At 47.1% G+C, this 17,228-nt stretch carries 29 protein-coding genes; 26 read left to right on the forward strand and 3 right to left on the reverse strand.

The window, feature by feature from the left end; translation table 11 throughout:
- The first annotated feature begins 61 nt into the window (after positions 1 to 61).
- The 9 genes from SD71_RS16090 to SD71_RS16125 all read left to right on the forward strand — a co-directional run bounded on the left by SD71_RS16090 (position 62) and on the right by SD71_RS16125 (position 4,409).
- Entirely contained in the window at positions 62 to 262 is a 201-nt protein-coding gene (locus SD71_RS16090) for a hypothetical protein (protein WP_041065219.1), read from the forward strand.
- A 163-nt stretch (positions 263 to 425) separates the two neighbouring features.
- Positions 426 to 617: a hypothetical protein gene (locus SD71_RS16095; protein WP_041065222.1), complete on the forward strand. Its 192-nt coding sequence runs from the start codon at positions 426 to 428 to the stop codon at positions 615 to 617.
- Positions 604 to 765 (forward strand): DUF6011 domain-containing protein, encoded by a 162-nt coding sequence (locus tag SD71_RS26300; RefSeq protein ID WP_407637554.1) that lies wholly within the window; start codon positions 604 to 606, stop codon positions 763 to 765. The genes SD71_RS16095 and SD71_RS26300 overlap by 14 nt, the downstream gene beginning before the upstream one ends.
- Positions 766 to 1,122: 357 nt before the next feature.
- Complete coding sequence (locus SD71_RS25090; RefSeq protein WP_235427181.1) at positions 1,123 to 1,461, forward strand: hypothetical protein; 339 nt, start codon at positions 1,123 to 1,125, stop codon at positions 1,459 to 1,461.
- Positions 1,442 to 2,041 (forward strand): hypothetical protein, encoded by a 600-nt coding sequence (locus tag SD71_RS16105; RefSeq protein ID WP_041065224.1) that lies wholly within the window; start codon positions 1,442 to 1,444, stop codon positions 2,039 to 2,041. Before SD71_RS25090 ends, SD71_RS16105 begins: the two co-directional genes overlap by 20 nt.
- Before the next feature lie 13 nt (positions 2,042 to 2,054).
- Positions 2,055 to 2,513 (forward strand): ASCH domain-containing protein, encoded by a 459-nt coding sequence (locus SD71_RS16110; protein ID WP_041065226.1) that lies wholly within the window; start codon positions 2,055 to 2,057, stop codon positions 2,511 to 2,513.
- Positions 2,514 to 2,787: 274 nt separating this feature from the next.
- A complete protein-coding gene (locus SD71_RS16115) occupies positions 2,788 to 3,471 on the forward strand; it encodes an endonuclease/exonuclease/phosphatase family protein (RefSeq protein WP_052476323.1) in 684 nt (227 codons plus the stop codon).
- A 119-nt stretch (positions 3,472 to 3,590) separates the two neighbouring features.
- Entirely contained in the window at positions 3,591 to 4,223 is a 633-nt protein-coding gene (locus SD71_RS16120) for a hypothetical protein (RefSeq protein WP_041065229.1), read from the forward strand.
- 6 nt (positions 4,224 to 4,229) lie between these two features.
- Complete coding sequence (locus SD71_RS16125; protein WP_041065232.1) at positions 4,230 to 4,409, forward strand: hypothetical protein; 180 nt, start codon at positions 4,230 to 4,232, stop codon at positions 4,407 to 4,409.
- 795 nt (positions 4,410 to 5,204) lie between these two features.
- Here SD71_RS16125 and SD71_RS16130 read toward each other — a convergent pair.
- Both SD71_RS16130 and SD71_RS16135 read right to left on the reverse strand, forming a co-directional pair.
- On the reverse strand, positions 5,205 to 5,402 hold the full coding sequence (locus tag SD71_RS16130) for a hypothetical protein (RefSeq protein WP_041065235.1): 198 nt from the start codon (positions 5,400 to 5,402) through the stop codon (positions 5,205 to 5,207).
- Positions 5,402 to 5,590, reverse strand: coding sequence for a hypothetical protein (locus tag SD71_RS16135; protein WP_041065238.1), 189 nt, complete (start codon positions 5,588 to 5,590; stop codon positions 5,402 to 5,404). Before SD71_RS16135 ends, SD71_RS16130 begins: the two co-directional genes overlap by 1 nt.
- A gap of 126 nt (positions 5,591 to 5,716) precedes the next feature.
- On the opposite strand from SD71_RS16135, the gene SD71_RS16140 reads away from it, so the two are divergent.
- Positions 5,717 to 6,136 (forward strand): hypothetical protein, encoded by a 420-nt coding sequence (locus tag SD71_RS16140; RefSeq protein WP_152619485.1) that lies wholly within the window; start codon positions 5,717 to 5,719, stop codon positions 6,134 to 6,136.
- Here SD71_RS16140 and SD71_RS16145 read toward each other — a convergent pair.
- Positions 6,133 to 6,315 (reverse strand): hypothetical protein, encoded by a 183-nt coding sequence (locus SD71_RS16145; RefSeq protein WP_041065244.1) that lies wholly within the window; start codon positions 6,313 to 6,315, stop codon positions 6,133 to 6,135. The genes SD71_RS16140 and SD71_RS16145 overlap by 4 nt on opposite strands.
- A gap of 91 nt (positions 6,316 to 6,406) precedes the next feature.
- Between SD71_RS16145 and SD71_RS16150 the strand changes: the two genes are divergently transcribed.
- The 16 genes from SD71_RS16150 (at position 6,407) to SD71_RS16215 (ending at position 17,224) form a co-directional block, all read left to right on the forward strand.
- Positions 6,407 to 6,676 (forward strand): hypothetical protein, encoded by a 270-nt coding sequence (locus tag SD71_RS16150; protein ID WP_041065247.1) that lies wholly within the window; start codon positions 6,407 to 6,409, stop codon positions 6,674 to 6,676.
- A gap of 339 nt (positions 6,677 to 7,015) precedes the next feature.
- Positions 7,016 to 7,144: a hypothetical protein gene (locus SD71_RS25660; protein WP_268747761.1), complete on the forward strand. Its 129-nt coding sequence runs from the start codon at positions 7,016 to 7,018 to the stop codon at positions 7,142 to 7,144.
- A gap of 22 nt (positions 7,145 to 7,166) precedes the next feature.
- Positions 7,167 to 8,444 carry a terminase small subunit gene (locus SD71_RS26000; protein WP_041065250.1) on the forward strand — a complete coding sequence of 426 codons (1,278 nt, stop codon included), beginning with the start codon at positions 7,167 to 7,169 and terminating at the stop codon, positions 8,442 to 8,444.
- The gene (locus SD71_RS16160; protein WP_082034288.1) at positions 8,377 to 9,795 is read left to right on the forward strand and encodes a DEAD/DEAH box helicase family protein; all 1,419 of its coding nucleotides are present in this window, start codon (positions 8,377 to 8,379) and stop codon (positions 9,793 to 9,795) included. Before SD71_RS26000 ends, SD71_RS16160 begins: the two co-directional genes overlap by 68 nt.
- A 41-nt stretch (positions 9,796 to 9,836) precedes the next feature.
- Positions 9,837 to 10,382: a hypothetical protein gene (locus SD71_RS16165; RefSeq protein ID WP_041065253.1), complete on the forward strand. Its 546-nt coding sequence runs from the start codon at positions 9,837 to 9,839 to the stop codon at positions 10,380 to 10,382.
- Positions 10,383 to 10,466: 84 nt separating this feature from the next.
- Positions 10,467 to 10,847, forward strand: coding sequence for a hypothetical protein (locus SD71_RS16170; RefSeq protein WP_041065256.1), 381 nt, complete (start codon positions 10,467 to 10,469; stop codon positions 10,845 to 10,847).
- Between the two features lie 6 nt (positions 10,848 to 10,853).
- A complete protein-coding gene (locus tag SD71_RS16175) occupies positions 10,854 to 12,173 on the forward strand; it encodes a phage portal protein (protein ID WP_041065259.1) in 1,320 nt (439 codons plus the stop codon).
- Complete coding sequence (locus SD71_RS16180) at positions 12,170 to 12,469, forward strand: hypothetical protein (protein ID WP_235427170.1); 300 nt, start codon at positions 12,170 to 12,172, stop codon at positions 12,467 to 12,469. The genes SD71_RS16175 and SD71_RS16180 overlap by 4 nt, the downstream gene beginning before the upstream one ends.
- A gap of 29 nt (positions 12,470 to 12,498) precedes the next feature.
- Complete coding sequence (locus SD71_RS16185) at positions 12,499 to 12,816, forward strand: hypothetical protein (RefSeq protein ID WP_041065265.1); 318 nt, start codon at positions 12,499 to 12,501, stop codon at positions 12,814 to 12,816.
- A gap of 58 nt (positions 12,817 to 12,874) precedes the next feature.
- The gene (locus tag SD71_RS25110) at positions 12,875 to 13,357 is read left to right on the forward strand and encodes a hypothetical protein (RefSeq protein WP_235427171.1); all 483 of its coding nucleotides are present in this window, start codon (positions 12,875 to 12,877) and stop codon (positions 13,355 to 13,357) included.
- Positions 13,358 to 13,467: 110 nt separating this feature from the next.
- Positions 13,468 to 13,926 (forward strand): hypothetical protein, encoded by a 459-nt coding sequence (locus SD71_RS25115; protein WP_235427173.1) that lies wholly within the window; start codon positions 13,468 to 13,470, stop codon positions 13,924 to 13,926.
- A gap of 71 nt (positions 13,927 to 13,997) precedes the next feature.
- A complete protein-coding gene (locus SD71_RS16195) occupies positions 13,998 to 14,996 on the forward strand; it encodes a hypothetical protein (RefSeq protein WP_041065268.1) in 999 nt (332 codons plus the stop codon).
- Between the two features lie 72 nt (positions 14,997 to 15,068).
- On the forward strand, positions 15,069 to 15,494 hold the full coding sequence (locus SD71_RS16200) for a hypothetical protein (protein ID WP_041065271.1): 426 nt from the start codon (positions 15,069 to 15,071) through the stop codon (positions 15,492 to 15,494).
- Positions 15,491 to 16,066 carry a hypothetical protein gene (locus SD71_RS16205; protein WP_041065274.1) on the forward strand — a complete coding sequence of 192 codons (576 nt, stop codon included), beginning with the start codon at positions 15,491 to 15,493 and terminating at the stop codon, positions 16,064 to 16,066. The genes SD71_RS16200 and SD71_RS16205 overlap by 4 nt, the downstream gene beginning before the upstream one ends.
- Before the next feature lie 4 nt (positions 16,067 to 16,070).
- Positions 16,071 to 16,643 carry a hypothetical protein gene (locus tag SD71_RS16210; RefSeq protein ID WP_041065276.1) on the forward strand — a complete coding sequence of 191 codons (573 nt, stop codon included), beginning with the start codon at positions 16,071 to 16,073 and terminating at the stop codon, positions 16,641 to 16,643.
- A complete protein-coding gene (locus SD71_RS16215; protein WP_235427174.1) occupies positions 16,640 to 17,224 on the forward strand; it encodes a hypothetical protein in 585 nt (194 codons plus the stop codon). The genes SD71_RS16210 and SD71_RS16215 overlap by 4 nt, the downstream gene beginning before the upstream one ends.
- The last annotated feature ends 4 nt before the right edge of the window (positions 17,225 to 17,228 follow it).

A 17,228-nucleotide genomic window follows, 5' to 3' on the forward strand; every position in this document is an offset into this window, starting at 1 on the left:
ATAAGGAACGGAGAAGAATAGCACACGACCTCTACAGTGGGGGCTAAGGAGGATATGGATAATGAGATACGCTGCAACCCAAGTCAGGTTAGATGGCATCCGTTACTGGGGGGTCTGGGATACGGAGAAGTTCAAACTTGTCGAGCAAACGCGATCTGAGTTGAGTGATACAAGTCAGCAAGCGCATGAAGTTGCTCAGAAACTAAACACTCCGCCTGATGAGTTCGCTGCGGAAGCGAACGAAATCACACCGTCGAGATGATGGAGTGGTCGCGGAAATCCGCCACGAGTTAGCCGTGCATGGCTGACCTTTACATAGATACTCTTTGAAAACTAAATACGTAAATGAGCAAATGAAGAAATGATCAAATGATGAAATGAAGCGCAGGAAAATTTTCCTTACCTAATAGAAGGGAGAGATTCAGATGAAAGAAGCAACGATCAACCTTGGAGAGTTGGATAACCAGCCGCCAGAGATCCGGGAGGCAGTCGCCTTCTATACCGCATTCAGTATTCTACCTACTAACTGCACCGTAGCTGAAAGAGCGAAGCATTACACGGTCCTGGAAGAGGCGGGTCTGATCGAAAAAGTTGGTGCGCTCAATGGAACAAACTAAACAACCTCTTTACAACAAGTGCTTCGCATGCCGGCGCAGGTTGAAAGATCCGGAGTCAAAACGTACCGGATTAGGACCAATATGTAGGAAGAAGTACGAAAAGAAACGGATACAGAAGGTTGTCCAATTGGAGTTATTCGATTTCTAAATTAGAAAGGTTGGTGAGAAGGTATGATGTTCCCTAAACCGCAAAAGCAAGAGAAACAGCCGTATCAAGGTCTGAGAGCTCGCAGTAACAAAGCTAAAAAAAGAAATCGCGCCATGGCGGCAGAACATCCTAGCTTCTCACCAATCCACGCCATCTACTAAAGATCGCGGAGAATTCCCACGTAAAGTTATCGAGGAGTTGATTACAGAAGCAGGCGGCAAATGCCAAAGCTGTCTTAAGAACCCTGACACTACGACACACCATGTTGTGCCTCGGGCTCCAGCTCGCGGCGGAAGAGGCGTTAAGACGAATGGACTGCGTTTGTGCTGGCCATGTCATGATCGCATTCAAACGAACATGGACGAGCTGAACCACTGGATTCAAGTTTACCTGGAGAAACACGGCAGTTATTTTTGGTTCGATCAACAAGATTGGGAAGAGCATGGTCGCAAGCAATCCGCCGAGCTAACAGCGGAAGAAGAGCATAAGCAACGTATGGACCGCATTAGACCGATCGTCGAACTTCTTTCCACAGCTGCCGGCAGGAAATTGAAAGTGGGAGAGATCCGCGTCATAGACGGCATGGATGATCGGGAGGTTGGTGTATTCGCTAAATTGATGGCCGATGTAGTCTCTGCTGGCATCGATCCAGTAAAACCGAAAGGATCATATGGATATGGACATTTTGAAGATTGAAGAGCTAGAGCAAGGGATCTCATTGGAATGCCGAGAGTGCCAAGTCGGTACGGCACAGATCCTCAAATGGTTGAAGAGTTATGAATATGACCATAAGAGAGTTTCCATCGTGTATGCCGGCGCGCATCTGAAGCGCAAAATCCATGAACAAACACACGAGGGCTGGACATACCGTGGAGATGGATCATTCAGAGCGTTCAACATGATGAAAGAGCACCAAATCTATATTTTTGTAGATGAATCCGAGACTTTGGAAAGCTTGCTTTGGATCACTTTTCATGAACTGACACATACGGCTTTACACGATGAGAAATTGCTGATCTATTACTTCAGTCATAAGCGTGACGATTTCATCATGGAACGGTTCAATTTTCGAAACCCTCAAGCTGCATCGGACTTCTACTTTGCGGATGAAACGATCAGCCTGCAGGACGAGATCCATGAGAATCTTCCGGAAGAGAAGTTTTGTAATGATCTGGCCACTCGGATCGTTGGCTTCGATTACAGCCGGCCGTGGTGGAGAGAACGCAGAAAACAGTTGGGATTGGATGTCGAAGCAGAAAACACGGAGTCAGCGTAAAGGGGGCAAATAGATGAAGGTTATAACAGTCATTCAACCATGGGCGACTTTGATTGCCATTGGTGAGAAGAAATTTGAAACTCGGTCATGGGCAACAAAGTATCGCGGTGTACTCGCCATCCATGCAGGGAAGAAGATCGACAAAGCGGCATGCCGGCGTGAGCCAATCCGTTCGGTTCTCGCCAATCATGGATACGACGAGACCAACCTTCCGACTGGGGTGATATTGGCGCTTGGTTGTCTACATGAGTGCTGGCCCGTTATGTATGACCTATCTGATCCGGCTTGGATCGGATTCGAACGAGTCGAGCGAGACGAGCAAGCGGTATCCGTCTCTGCGGTTCGGGGCAACGAGTACCACTTCGGTGACTATAGCCCCGGCCGCTTTGCGTGGGAACTTTCTGCTGTAACACGATTGTCGAAGCCGATCCCGGCGAAGGGGCAGCTCAGTTTGTGGAATTGGGAGGGATGAAGGATGCAGGCAGTCGGATGCTCTTGATACGACTCCAGAAAGCGAGCCGTGGACGCCGAATATCCGGGTGATTGAAAACAAACCAATTTATCGTTTGAAGTGATAGCTGTATGAATTTCTTGATCCGAAACCGTTCTAGGAAACAAATTCGGGAAGGACAACCAAGACTAAAAACACACCATTTTGTATAAAATGTAAATTGATTGGTCTATACTATGTTACTTGCTATTTTAGACGGTATGAGCCGTCGTATCAGCAGAAAGTGGTGAACTCGATGGCCGCCAGTATCTATATGAAAGTGATGACCTACAATATACATCACGGAGAAGGCATGGATGGGAAAACTAGCTTGTACCCCATAGCAGAAGAGATAGCGAGAGCACATGCAGATGTTGTTGTCTTACAGGGGGTTGACCGTTTTTTGCCTCGCAGCGGCTTTAAACATCAATTGAACAGGCTGGCTAAACATCTTGGGATGTATTCCTGCTTCTCCCCCAGTGTAAATCTCCTTATCGTCCAATATGGTAATGCAATTCTAAGCCGATATCCGATTATTTCCAAAGAAATAAAGTATATTGGCGGGTCCATAGAACGAAGGAGCATCCAGACGGCGAGATTGCAAATAGACGCGGGAACAGTTACCGTACTAAATACCCATTTGGGGGTAAATGCGGAGGAACGGATTAAGCAGTTCCCGGTTCTTTTAGATGAGATAAATAAGCTTGAACGGCCTGCAATCATAGCCGGGGACTTTAATATGGGGATTGATGATCCTTTGATGGAACCATTGAACTCTCAATTGCACAAAATCATGTTAAAGAACGAGCCCCCCACCGAAGAGGTCGACCATATCTTTGTCAATTTTCCGACAGAAAAGGATTCAGCCTGGGTACAGCGTTCCAACGCATCAGATCATTATCCGATCATTGCAGAGCTTCGCTGGAGATCAGATATCTAGCGTTATAATGGACGGTATGCTTGCTACAGAATTTTCTATCACTGTTCCATTTAATCCGTAGTAAATCAGTAACGATACTGCCCTAAGATAAAAGCAAATAAGCAGAGGGCGTGGGGTAAATGAGCGCAATCATAGTGAAAGACGACTTGATGCAGGACCGGGACGATACGCAGAAGATCATCCAGATCACATTCTTCGACGACATAACAGAAGAAGACATCCGAAAAACCAAGTGGCTGCTTAATATGTATACAGAAATGATCGACATCATCAAGAACTATGAGATGGCCATGAGGGAACTGGAGAACGGATTATCCGCTTACGAGCTGCTTACCGCTGAAGGGTCAGCCGGAAAGAGAGAAACTGGGCAGGAGTTAACCTCTGACGTGACAGCAGTGTCCGTCATCTTCAAAGAAAAGCGTCAGATGAATTACAAATTCTATGTGGCGTTGACGAATATCATAAGAGGGGTCATCTCAAATATTCGGGATCCGCACGAGGGATTGACGGCCAAGCTGTTGTTCCTGGATGGAATGAAATATCTGAAGGCGCAATCCTACTTAGAAAAAGGATATCGCAAGGACATTCACGCGATCTCGCCTACAACTTTTGCGGAGAAGCGCCGGCGCGCCATTGCCAGCATCGCAAGCAGCTTAAAGATTAATGGAACGTTGGATTTTGTTGTGATAGATTATGGAAGAGGAAGGAATAAGGACGGAGAAATCGGTCTGAGGCTTCCGAATGGAGGGTAACCGGGCATGAATATAGTTGTTACCGCAAAAGAGGCGATTGAACGTGGATGGTTCGTACCAATGGCAAGGGAGCTCGGCTTAAATGTTCATGCATTGTCACCAGACAAGGAAATCACACTCACTGAAGAAAAGCTAAACAACATGGGATTATACCTGATATCAAAATCCGCAGTAACACCGGACTAAAGAAGGTTTATGCTTTAAATGTAACAACGTGGGGCAAATGGTCGGCCTCACATAACCCATTCCCTTGTACAACTTATTGTGTACAAACTGTATGTTTACAAGGGAGATCGAGAGCGGGTGTCAAGCGAATACGCAAGGCCCGCTAATAGATCGAAGCTTTCAACCGGGTTGTCCGGACGACCTCGCGCTTTGGGGATGCCTGAGAAGCATCCTTTCCGAGTGCCGGTTGATGGTTTCGATGTATTGACTCCTTACGGTATTCCTAACCTTTTAATATACTCCTAACTCGGTCCGCCATTGTGCGGGCCATTTTGTTTTTTAACATCTATCGCTATTCCTCATTATTCAGCTGCTTCGCAAGGTTTAACCAACCTCTCCTGCCGTGACTTGGGACGGTGCGGAGCGGCTCCCAGGAGTTGATTATATGAACAAGATTAAGGTTAGTATCCCGCGCGATCCGCCGGTGCTACAACCGCAGAAATGTAGAGGGTGCATTTGGGGGAGCTGGAGGGAAACAAAACAATTTTGCAGTCTAGTAAATTGCGTTAAAGGAGAGAATAAATAATGGATCAGTGTCCGACTTGCGGAACCTATTGGGAACAATGTCCATGTTGCAGGGAATCATTCTGTCCCGATTGCAAGATGACTGAGTCCGAGGCTGAATCTCAGGTTGATAACGAAGGTGATTGATAATGAAGCGCACATGGTTGGCAATCCCTAAACCGATACGAATAGCAATTCTATGTATTGTCGTGCAGCTGGGTTTGCTTGCTGGGCAGTTGGTTCATTACTGGATTAACGGATCCTAAATTCGTGGTTCTCTTTAAGATAATACGAACCGTCTTGGAATTTAACTGCAGCATCCGACTGTGACAGGAGCTTCCCGCCATAGTCGACGATCTCTCCGAGGTGCCAGACATCAACTGGTGTTTGGTTATGAATAGCAGCGGCTATCTTCTCCGGTGTATCGAGGACATAACCAGACTTGAACATTAATTTCCCTCCTCCGGGTATTGAGCCTTGAGCTCATCGATGGAATTATACTTCTCTGTTTCGAAAATAAACTTAGCCGGTGCTTTGTCTGTTCGATTTTTGATTATGTGGCCGTAAACCTTTCCTAACCTTTGGAAGACAAACATCGTTTTATCCGGCTCGTCGCGCAACGTATACTTCTCTGGCATGTAACACCTCCTACTTCTTCATAGCATATATGGAATGAAAATAAAAATGGGTAATATATGAGTCCTGGAGCGAGAATACTTTGATATGAGGTGTTAGTTATGTGCTTACATGGCGTCTATAAATGGGTGGATGTGATTAACCATAATCAAATCAACAAGAGAGTTAAGGTTGATGCGTGTATTGCGGATGAAATACAGTATCTCAATGATCAAGGAGTAGTCACACTTGGATGTTGCTGCGGGCATGGGAAGTCCGGCCAAATAGTGGAGTGGGAAAATGGGTTTGGCAAATGGAAGGGCCATGAATCTCCGCCAATCGCATTGATCAGTCAGTCCAGCGTTGCTAAGGGTAAAGAACTCGGGTACACAGCATATCCGTATTATTACGCAGATGGAGAGCACAACGATACATGGCAAATGATTTTAAAATCAGGCTGCATTACGGAAGACGACTGCCGAAACTGGCATAAAGAAAATGGGTTACCTTTCGAGAAAGGACTTAATATTATTGGAAATAGAGGGGCCGAAACCCCTCTACCCGTTTAACCTGTGTGACGTTCAGGATAACACCATTTACAACCGTTGTAACCTTGGGCGAAATAAGGCGCTGCGTTGTCGGTGTTTATACGATGAGAAGGGCTCATTTCATTGATTTTGCACCGGGGTTCAACTTTTGCAGTTTTGTGAACTTCCTTGGTGTTTGTGTTCACGATATAGGTAGCCATGATATCACCTCCTCTCACCATCAGAATTCGACGGTAAAACAGGAAATTCCTTCCTTATGTCGAAAACACATAGGCGAAGGGAGGTGCTATAATGCAGGTTAACTTCATTTATACTGGAACAGATGGTAAGAAGAACAACTCTTTCGATCTAACCAGAGAATTGAGCGATGGCGAAGTATACGCTTTACTTAATACTGAAGAAATAATGTATGCAAAAAAGAATGGAAGCAGTAGTCAAACTTCTGCAATCGTACAGATTATTGCAAAACAATTTGATGTGTATGACAATAAACCGCGGTTGAATATTATTGTAAAAGAAAAAGATGAGAATCAGAGAACGGCTAGTGCATTTTTCTCTTAACTTTTTGAAGCACCTACGGGTGCTTTTTCTTTTGATTACAATAAGCGGTTAATTTCGAATAACGTTCAATAATAACATCAAGAGCTTTACTAGCTCGAACACTTCCGGATGCTGAAAATTGTAGTTATGTATTTTTACTTTCTTCTCGAGTGCTTGCCTAAGTAATTCTATCTCTTCGGACAATAAGCTTTTGATAGTATCGATTTCATAACCACCCTAAACAAAAAAATATCTAAACTACTATAACACAGAAAAAATTATTAACATATATTGGTGAAAAATAGGGAGTGCGACTAACATCGTATCTCCCTATTTTTATGTCCAAGGAGACACACGGCCATGAATGACGATACCGAAGGAGCAGCCTTCAAGATATTCGTGGCTTGCATCGGCATGTGTTTCATCATGCTGGGCGTTCTTGGATTGCGAATGTTGGAAATAAAACAAGGTCAGGAAAATTTTCCTTAGCTGTCGGGGGTGATCAATAGAGATGGGACGCCAGAGAGATCCGAATAGAGACAAAGCAAAAGATATCTACATAGCCTCTAAAGGCGAAATCAATCTCATTGACATCGCCACGCAGCTCGGTGTCGGGGATGGAACGGTAAGAGGTTGGAAGGCAAAGGATAAGTGGGAGAACCTACTGACCGGTGAAGCGGTGGAGCAGGAACGCTCCAAGAAAAAGGACCGGAACGCTCCAAAACCAGAACAAAAAGATGAAGACGATGGCGAACAGGATGAGTTATTCCTGAATGCCGTTCTTATTGTCGTTGAAGCGCAACAAGCGTCTACATCTCTATTGCAACGGAGAATGAGAATCGGTTATACCAGTGCGGCGCGGTTGATTCATGCCATGGAGCTGCGTGGTTTTGTCAGTCCCTCTGTAGGGTCTGAACCGAGAAAGGTGCTTATAAAAGAGTTTAATCCGGGGAAACCTGCGTCCACCAAACCGAATAGAACGGAACGGAACGCTCCGAAAAAAGAAACGGAACGCTCCAATAATATGGAACGCTCCAAAAGGAAAGAGAGCCCACCAGTTGTTGAGGAAGAGCCGGAACCGGAAATACCTGATGACGAAGGATTAACGCCGAAACAGCGGATATTCGTAATGGAATATCTCCGAGATTTCAATGCAACGCGAGCGGCGATAGCAGCAGGATACAGCAAGAAGACTGCATATCAGATCGGATTCGCTCTATTGAAAAATGTTGATATTCAAAATGTGATCAAGAGGCATAGCGAGACAGCTTTGGGAGAGATCGGGATGAACGTTCAGCGCGTATTGCTGGAGTACATGAAGATCGCCTTCACCGACATTACCGATCTGCTAGACTTTGGGCAGAAGGACGAGCCGCTGTTCACCGATGAAGGTCCGGCGATGGATCCGATGACGGGTGAACAGATGACATATAAGCGCAACTTTGTCGCTTTTAAGAACAGCGACGAGGTAGATGGAACCGTGATCAGTGAGGTCAAACAAGGGAAAGACGGAGTTAGCATCAAGCTCCACGATAAGATGAAAGCCTTGGATGCCCTGACCAAATACATTGATCTCCTGCCGGATAAGCACAAACGCATGATCGAGGAAGAGAAGCTGAAGCTGGATAAAGAGCGTTTCGAATTCGAGAAGGTCAAGGCTGCCGGCGAAGGCGACCTGGACGAAGAAATTATAGATGATTGGGTCGAGGCGGTGATGGACGATGGAGAAGACGGAGGGGATGAAGAAACGATTAGCGGCATTCAAGAAGAGGATACCGGTATATCGTAAGAGTCCTAAGACATTCTTTAAGGAAATACTGCAGTTCAATCCGGATGAATGGCAGGCAGAAGTTTCGGATGACCTGGCAAACTATCACCGCGTATCGGTCAGATCCGGGCAGGGAGTCGGCAAAACTGCGTTAGAAGCGGCCATCGCATTATGGTTCCTCTGCTGTTTTCCGTTTCCTCGCGTGGTTTGTACAGCTCCTACTCGACAGCAGCTGATTGATGTACTCTGGGCTGAGATTAGTAAGTGGCAATCGAAGAGCCCGATACTTAAGCGCATCCTCAAATGGACGAAAACCAAGATATACATGCGGAAGTACGAGGAGCGGTGGTTCGCCACAGCTCGCACAGCAACAAAGCCTGAAAACATGCAAGGCTTCCACGAAGACTACATGCTGTTCATTGTCGATGAAGCATCTGGTGTTGAGGATCGCATTATGGAAGCCATCCTTGGTACGTTATCTGGTGAATACAATAAGCTATTAATGTGCGGGAACCCTACTAAAACAAGTGGGGTCTTTTTTGATTCTCACAATAAAGATCGTGAAGACTATCGGACGCACAAGGTTTCCTGTTTGAACAGCCCGAGGACGAGCAAAGAGAACATTGCCATGTTGAAACGAAAGTTCGGGGAAGGCAGCGATGTATGGCGGGTACGGGTAGAAGGTGAGTTTCCACGCGGGGAATCGGATACTTTCATCTCTCTGGAGATGGCGCTATTTGCAAAAGAGAATGTGACAGTTACTCCAAAGGGAGAAACGCTTTATCTTGGCGCCGACATAGCAAGGTTCGGAGATGATGAAACGGCGATCTATGCCCGGTTAAACGGGGTGCCGATTGATTCGCATTTTCATCACAAAGAAGGGCTGATGGTGACTGCCGGCTGGATCCTTAACATGGCCGCGAGATGCAAAGCAGCATACCCTGAAATTACTCATGTCCAAATTAGAATTGATGATGATGGGCTCGGTGGCGGTGTAACGGATAGGCTTGATGAAGTGAACGAAGAGAAGGGACTTGGATATGAGATCATCCCCGTTCACAACGGATCTGCAAGTGATGACGAATACTATGGAAACAAAGGCTCAGAACTATGGGGCCAAATCAAAGAAAGGCTTGACGAGAACATGAGCAATTATATTCTTGGCTTGCCTGGTGACTTGCAAATTCCGGACGATGATAAACTCATTACACAACTCACAACACGCAAATGGAGAATGGGAAGCAATGGAAAAATAAAATTAGAGCGTAAAGAAGACATGAAGAAGCGCGGGTTGTCCTCGCCAGACCGAGCCGACGCTTTTGTTTTGGCGTTTGCGAATGTAGAATCCGACTCTGGATTTGCATTTGGCTAAAATTACCTTTCTAATGTAAAATATTAGCGAGGTGGGCGAAAATGTTAGCGAAAATACTAAAAGATTATGAAGGAATTATTGGCGCAGTCCTTGGCGTTGCAGTCACTATGATTGTAACGTTTATCTTGAAGAAGATAGGCAAGGTTTATATAACTGTAGATGATTTTGATATTAAGAATTACCGTTTCGACTCTGGGTATCCTAAAGGTACGGTTGACTATGCCGAGGCGGAATATGTCGACATTTCTTTCGAGATTTCTTTTTTTAATAGCTCAGATGAACCTAGAGGATTCCAAGATATAAAGGTTGTGTTTTATGATTCGTATCGAAATGTGATATTCAAGAAAACTCCTCATGATATGCGCACAACAAGAAACACATCATATGGTTCAACCTCTGACGAATTGAAGATAATTAACCTACCTTCAAAAACAATGTTGCAAATTGGGGTAGAAACATATGTAAGGGAAGAACTGGTTAAAGAAATGAGTAAATGTGCCTCTATCTATTTTGAATCAAAGGATCACAAAGGACGAGTAACAAAGCACCTACTCAAGAAGAACATGATCGTTAAAAATCCGCAGTAACTCCGTAATTATCGAATGTTATTCTATACATGGATAAGAATGAGCGCTGACAGTTGTCGGCGCTTTTTTGTTTGGGGTGTTCCTATGGACGCGACAATACAGGATCTATATCGCTGTGCGAATGAACTGGCAAATAAGCATTGGGGCGTTGATTACACAGGGAAAATCGAATTGACGAACCGAAAGTGGACAAACAGGAATGGTCACTTCATTGCTCGAAGTCCGTCCACTCATGAACCCATCATCGGAATGAGCCGCAAAAGAAATGCGGAACGAACAGAGGAAGCGGTTAAGGGTACATTGCTGCATGAGTTGGTTCATTGGCGGTTGTACACTTGCGGCATTCCTCATCGAGACGTGAGTCATGAATTCATCCGAGAGTGCCTGAGAGTCGGAGCGCCGATCAGCAAGGCAGCACGAGCGCAGAGGGCGTTCGAAGATTATCAAGCAAAGGCGAGGAGGTGAATACATTTGGGTGTAAGACAATGGGTAATCAGCTGGCTTGAAGCTGGGCGAACGAAGAATGAACCGGATCGGCAGACAGACATGTATCCTTACCTCTGGTATGGACGCAACAATAATACGCCGGTTATGAAGCGAACGCCAACCAACCTGCGAACATTGAGTGAATCGCCGATACCACGCCGGGCGATCAACGTCATTAAAGAAGAGATCGCAAAATTGGAATGGTCGGTTACCGCGATCGACGAGACACAGCAAGAAAGCCTGCAAGAGGCATGCAAAACCGCTGAGAATGTGCTACGGAAGCCGAATCAAACAGACTCATTCCGGCTATGGCTGGAGCAGATTGTAGAGGATATGTTAGTCGCCAGCGCCGGCGCGAGTGAGTTGGTCAGAGCTGGCGATCCGCAGAGGCCGCTTCGCTTGTTCCCGGTAGATGCTTTCTCGATCGAGCTATATGCAAACTGGGACGGTAAACGAGATTCAAACCGATATGCTCAGAGGATAAACGGACAGTATATTGACCTGAAAGACTCCGAACTGATGTATATCCGGATGAATCCGCGAACAAATACGCCGTTCGGGCTATCTCCACTTGAAACAGTGTGGGAATCGGTGAATAGCTTCATAGCGGCGCATAAGTCGGCAGGCAAACAAGCGGGAAATAGCTTTATTCGCAAAATCCTAAACCTCGGCAAAGGTGCTCAAGATTCGCATGTAAAAGCATACCGAGCATACTGGAACAATGAGGTGCAAGGGCTCGGTCAGATGCCGATCATTGGCGGAGAAAACCCGAGTGTACTGGATCTCGGTGCAACCGACGACAAAGCTTTGTTCATCGAGTGGCAAAGGTTCCTCATCGAAGTGATCGCAGTAGCGTTCGGTATCTCTCCTAAAAAGCTGGGGCAAACGAAAGATGTAAACCGCAGCACAGCCGATAGCGAAGATGATGATACCAGCGCAACCATCCAGTCCATCGCCGACACCATCGCAGAACACATCAATAACGAGATAATCGATGGCCATTTAAAACTAGTTAGCGCGATTCAATTTAAGTTCAAGTATGCCACCTCGCTGAAGGACCAGAAGATTAAAGCGGACATTGATGCTATCTACCTGGATCGCGGCGTTGATACAATCGATGAAGTTCGGGAGAGCAAAGGCAAAAAGGCTCATAAGAACAAGCACGGTGAAGTAATCCTCATGCCAAGTAAAGCCACGGTAATTGACATCAACAAAACAAGGGAAGAGATCGATGAAGAAAAGGCGAAGGCTCAAAGCGCAGCTCCGAAAGATCCCAATGCTCCTATTGATGAAAATAATAATTGATCAACAACGAACGCCGGCAGTTAGATGACGGTGTTTTTATTTTGTCCGGAGGGGTGGTGATGAAGATCGAGCGGTTAAAAAGTCGGTTTATCTTAGATGCTCATGATTTCGCAAGTAGCGGTCGAGTTCCGGAAGTTTTGGTTACCGCTGTGAGGCTGCCAACGGGTGCGATCGAGACAATCACAAACACTCAGCAGCTGCCCGAAAAGATCGAATATATCAGCAAATCTTACGATGATGACTTTCGACTGAAGGCAAACCCGAGCGTGCAGATCGTTGGTTACATGCTCGTTTAACATTCCAATATCGGAGGGTGGTGAGAACAATGAGTATTTCGGTTGAATTGAAATTTATTGGCGATGTTGCCACGCCGGAGCACCAGGCGGCGATCAAGAAGATCATGGACGCAGCCGAGCAGACGGTTAACCAGCTACCCGGACTTGGTTATCAGGTCAAGTCAAACCGTTTCGAGGTAAAAACGTCGGCAAATTCCCGCATGATGACACAAGACGGTCTCATCAATTCGGAGCCGTTTCCTGAACCGTTTGGTTTCATGCACGAAGCGAAGATGCAGTTCGGGTTCCATCTGAACCCAGTGGTTAAGCCTGCTGAACCGGCAGACAGTTGCCCAGACAAACAGTAATCCATCAGTCATCATCTGTTGGCAAAATTCATCGCCTTTAAGGAGGTGAGAAACAAACATGCTCAGGACTTTGAAAATGAGCAATCAAACGATCCGGGTGCAACATTTCAAACTGTCGGACGCCGGAGGTCATCCGAACAAGGTACCGTTCAAGTGCGCCCTGTTTGCGGTCGACGTTCCTTCTGATGGTTCTCCGCAAGGAGCTGGAGGAAAGAAGATTCGGATTTCGTCTGCCGTATGCGACGCCAACCTTCAAACGTTTGTCGGCATGGCGCTGAACATTGATTACGTCAATGGGATGGCTGACCACGATCCGCGCTTCAAGGTCGCTGTGATCGAGAAGGCATATCGATCGATGGATGGCTTTGCATGGGTGGATGGCTACATCTACGGCAAAGACTTCCCGGATGTGGTGGCGACGATCCGTTACTATAACGGACTGGCCGCCGAATACAACTGGTCGGATTATCAATTCGGCGCTTCGCTTGAAATGGAAGCTCGGTACAAAACGCCTCGGATGATGAAAACATCCTGGACGTGATCGAATTTTGCGGAACCGGTGCGGCGATTCTTTTCGCCGAAGCCGCTGCCTATAAGACAACGAGTTTCGCGGCAAGAGACAAAAAACCTAAAGAGGAGGTCGTCGATACGATGACACCAGAACAAATTAAGGCCATGGAAGATTCCATGAAGGCACTGACGGATGGAGTAACCGCCCTGTCTACAAGCGTACAAACCGTTGTGACTGAGGTGGGCACCATCAAAACAGAGGTCGAGTCGATCAAGGCTGCGAAAGCTGACGAAACGAAAAAGACCGAGGACGACAAAGCTGTAGCCGATCTGAAAGCTGCACAAGACAAGGCAACTGCCTTGGAGAAAGAAGTGGCCGATCTGAAAGCCGCCGCTGCCGTCACTCCTCCGGAACCGGAGCGCAAGACTGTAACCGGCGCTCAGTTGCTGGCGAAGTTCGGTAAAACGTATGAAGAGAAAGATGTGAATGATCACTCTTCCTTCTGCGCCGCTGTCGACCAAATGAACCTCGATGCTCAACAGTCGATGGTTCTGAAATTGAAGCACAAAGAACTGGTGACATCTAGCCAGAAGCAGTAATCCAACATGGGTTACTGCTTCTTATATGCAACAAAACTCACTTAAAACAATAAAGGACGGTGTTCCAATCAATGAGCCGAGTTGGACAAACGCAATGGATCGATATCGCGGGCGCTTCGCAAATTATTGCCCCGGGCGCACTCATCACCGATGACTTTCAAAAGGAAATCACCGACGCCTTGCGCCGGAATTCTGTGCTGGATGCACGTATCAGTTACGTGCCGGCAACGGGTGACTTCTCCACGTACTACGAACAAACAGAATTGAACGGCGGAGAGTTCGTAGATCCGCGTGCCCCTTCTGCGGCTGCATCACAGAATGCTCGTGTGCCCCGTACATTCAAAATGAAGGCGCTGACCAATCAGGTGAACTTCGGTCACTATGATTTGGAGTTGGCAAAGCAGCAAAACAACTTCCCTGAGCTGAAAGCGAAGGACCTGAACGACATGATCAACGGCATCACGTTGACTCATGGTAAGGCATTGTGGAGAGGAAACGATACGAACCTTTCTGCTCCTACGACGCTTCAGTATCGCGGTTTGTGCAAGCAGATCACAAACACGTTTACCGTAGCTGATGCTTCGTCCATCGTCGCAGCAATCCGTGCCCAAGTGGCTGCTATGGTTGCCAGTGAGAAGTTCGAACTGTTGCCGACCGCAATCTATATCGATCCGATCGGTCATTACTACATGGAGGAAGAAGAGCGTGTAGCTGCGAACAACAACACGCAAATCTCAAGCCTCTCGAAAACGACCATTGCAGGTATCGAAGTCAGGGCGATCATGACGGCTGCCGGTCTCATTCCGATTATTCCTGAGCCTTTCATGGAATCGACGGTTAACGGCGCAGATGCAACGAAAACGGATTATGGCATTGCAATCGTGACCGAGCCAATGATCGAATATCACTATGTCGGTCGTAAAGATGCATTCGTGTTCGAACTTGGTACCACAAGCGATCTGCAAATGAAATTCATCGGTGCTAAGTATGGTGCGCCAGTGGCGAAAGGCGCTTCCTATGCGCATGCATACGGCAAGATCACTCGTCCAACGCTTGCGAAAATCGGTTAATCAATAATTGAGATGTTGAGGCGGCCATAACGGTCGCCTTTTAACGTCTGTTAACCAAAGGAGGTAAAACCATTGGCAAAGTCAGTGCTTGAAAAGTTAATTGTGGCGATTGCTGCGGCAGTGGCCTTAAGGGACGGTGCGGTTATCGGTGATGAAGAAGGACAGTATCCGCAAGCAAATGTTGATTCTCTATCGTCCTCCATCGAAGCAGCGCAGGTCGTAGTTGACTCGGAATCCTCAGGTCCCGAGCAACATGAGGCGGCGCTTAAATCAGTGAATGCCGCAGTCAAAATGTTCGAAGCTTCGGTCGTGAAAGCAGCCGATTCAGTCGTCAACGTTTCGTTGAAAGGCGTCAAACTCAAAGGCTGGGAAGATGGTGTTGAGAGAAACCACTCAATCCATCTAAAAAGCGGCCGCATTGTTAACTTCAAGAACGGCGAGGCGGAACTGCCGCCCGATCTGGCCGATGAGCTGGAGAATGCCGGTTATATTGAATGACCCGGTATTTAACGCTTGATGATGGAGATAAACCTTATTTCCCATCAGGCGTAATAGCGAGCGACAACCTGATTCTCCGAGCTTCAGCGATCATCGAAGGTCACTGTAAGCGAGACATCACTGTGAAATCCTATACCGAGCGTGTACCGCTGACAGAGATGCAGCGAGGGCATTTGTCTTATTACCCGGTAGTAGAAGTCACAGCTTTGAAAGGTCGTCCGAAATACGGAATAACTGGAGATAACTTCTTCGGGCCGCCAACATTTACAGCGATTTCTGACCTTAACACGGTAGACGTGGACAAGGAGATCGGAGCGTTAACTTGCGGGTATTCTCCATTCGGAGCTCCGTACGACGCGCTTGAAGTCACCTATACGAGTGGATGGAATCCAATTCCAGACAAAGTGAAGGTAGCATGTGGTTTACTGGTAGCTGCTCTGGCCAGTAATCACAATTCCAACGTGAAGTCTAAGAAGGACTTCGATTTCTCCATTGAATACTTCGGTAACAACCTCGTGACGCCGGAGATCGCGGATCTGTTGTCCGAATACGTCAATCGACCAATGAGGTGAGGATATGTTTAACGAGTTCTCTCACCGACATACCGATTGCTTAGTGGATGGTGCAGCTGACAAGGTCATCCTCTCTCGTGATAGTCGGGCAACATCCATTACCTCCAGAGAGTTCCTGTTCAATGGTGTCTTTGCACCGAATTCGAATGTGCGTCCTGGATCTCGCGTTATAACCTCTGAGACATTCTTTGTTCAAACGGTGCGGCCGACGACGGAATCTGATAAATCCTGCACATTGATCAAGACGAATGCATCAGTCGAAGTGCAGCGCTATGCCCAAACGTACGACGAGAACGATAACCCAACCGGAGAATCGTTTACAGCTGTTCAGTCGAATGTGAAGGCGTACGCTCAGTACGTGACAGCGAGGCTTCGGCAGGAGGATATCGGATTGCTCCCAAGCACCGCCTATATCCTCATCCTGCAATCAAACACGGACGTTAAACGTCCACAAGACCAGTTACTGCTGAAACCGGACCGCATCATTCTCAACGGACGATCGTACCAGGTCGATGTTGTCGATGATGTGAAGTACCCCGGCCTGCTGCAGGTTCAGTTGTCAGAGGATACCCGATGATTACCGAAGTGCTGTCCGGATATGACACAGCGAAAGCGACTGCTGCGCTCGAGAGGGCGTTGGAAACGGAAATCCGAGGATTGACGGCGCTTGTGTTGCAAACGGCTAAGTCGAATATCCGTTATTACCCTGAGGTCAGGAATCATTTAAATGCGCAGCTGTTCGTTGTTGCAAATAAGATGATCTGCGGCGAGGTTATGGCGGATTACTGGCAAGCGTGGCTCGAGCAGTTCGGTAAGGGATCGCTAATGGCCGGTACAAACGAGAATCCGGGGCTTGTGAAGTATTTCAACTCGGATTCTTGGAACCGCCTGCGCTCTCGTAGCAGCCGTGTCGTGCTCGGTCGACCAAAGGGAAACTACCGCAGCATTGATGGAAAGATTCGGCGTTCTGGAGGCGGATATGCCGGCGTGGATCTGGAGGAGCTGGCCGAGCGTGGCGACATTGATCCGAAGTTCGGGCCTACGCCGCCGACGTTCTTCCTACGGGTAGCTTTACAGTCGAATCGAAACCGGATCCTGCAGGGCATTGCGAGTGTGATCGAGGAGTTTCCATACCACAAATACTTCACGGCGAGGTGATGAG

The organism is Cohnella kolymensis (assembly GCF_000829465.1).
Taxonomy (GTDB): Bacteria; Bacillota; Bacilli; order Paenibacillales; family Paenibacillaceae; genus Cohnella; species Cohnella kolymensis.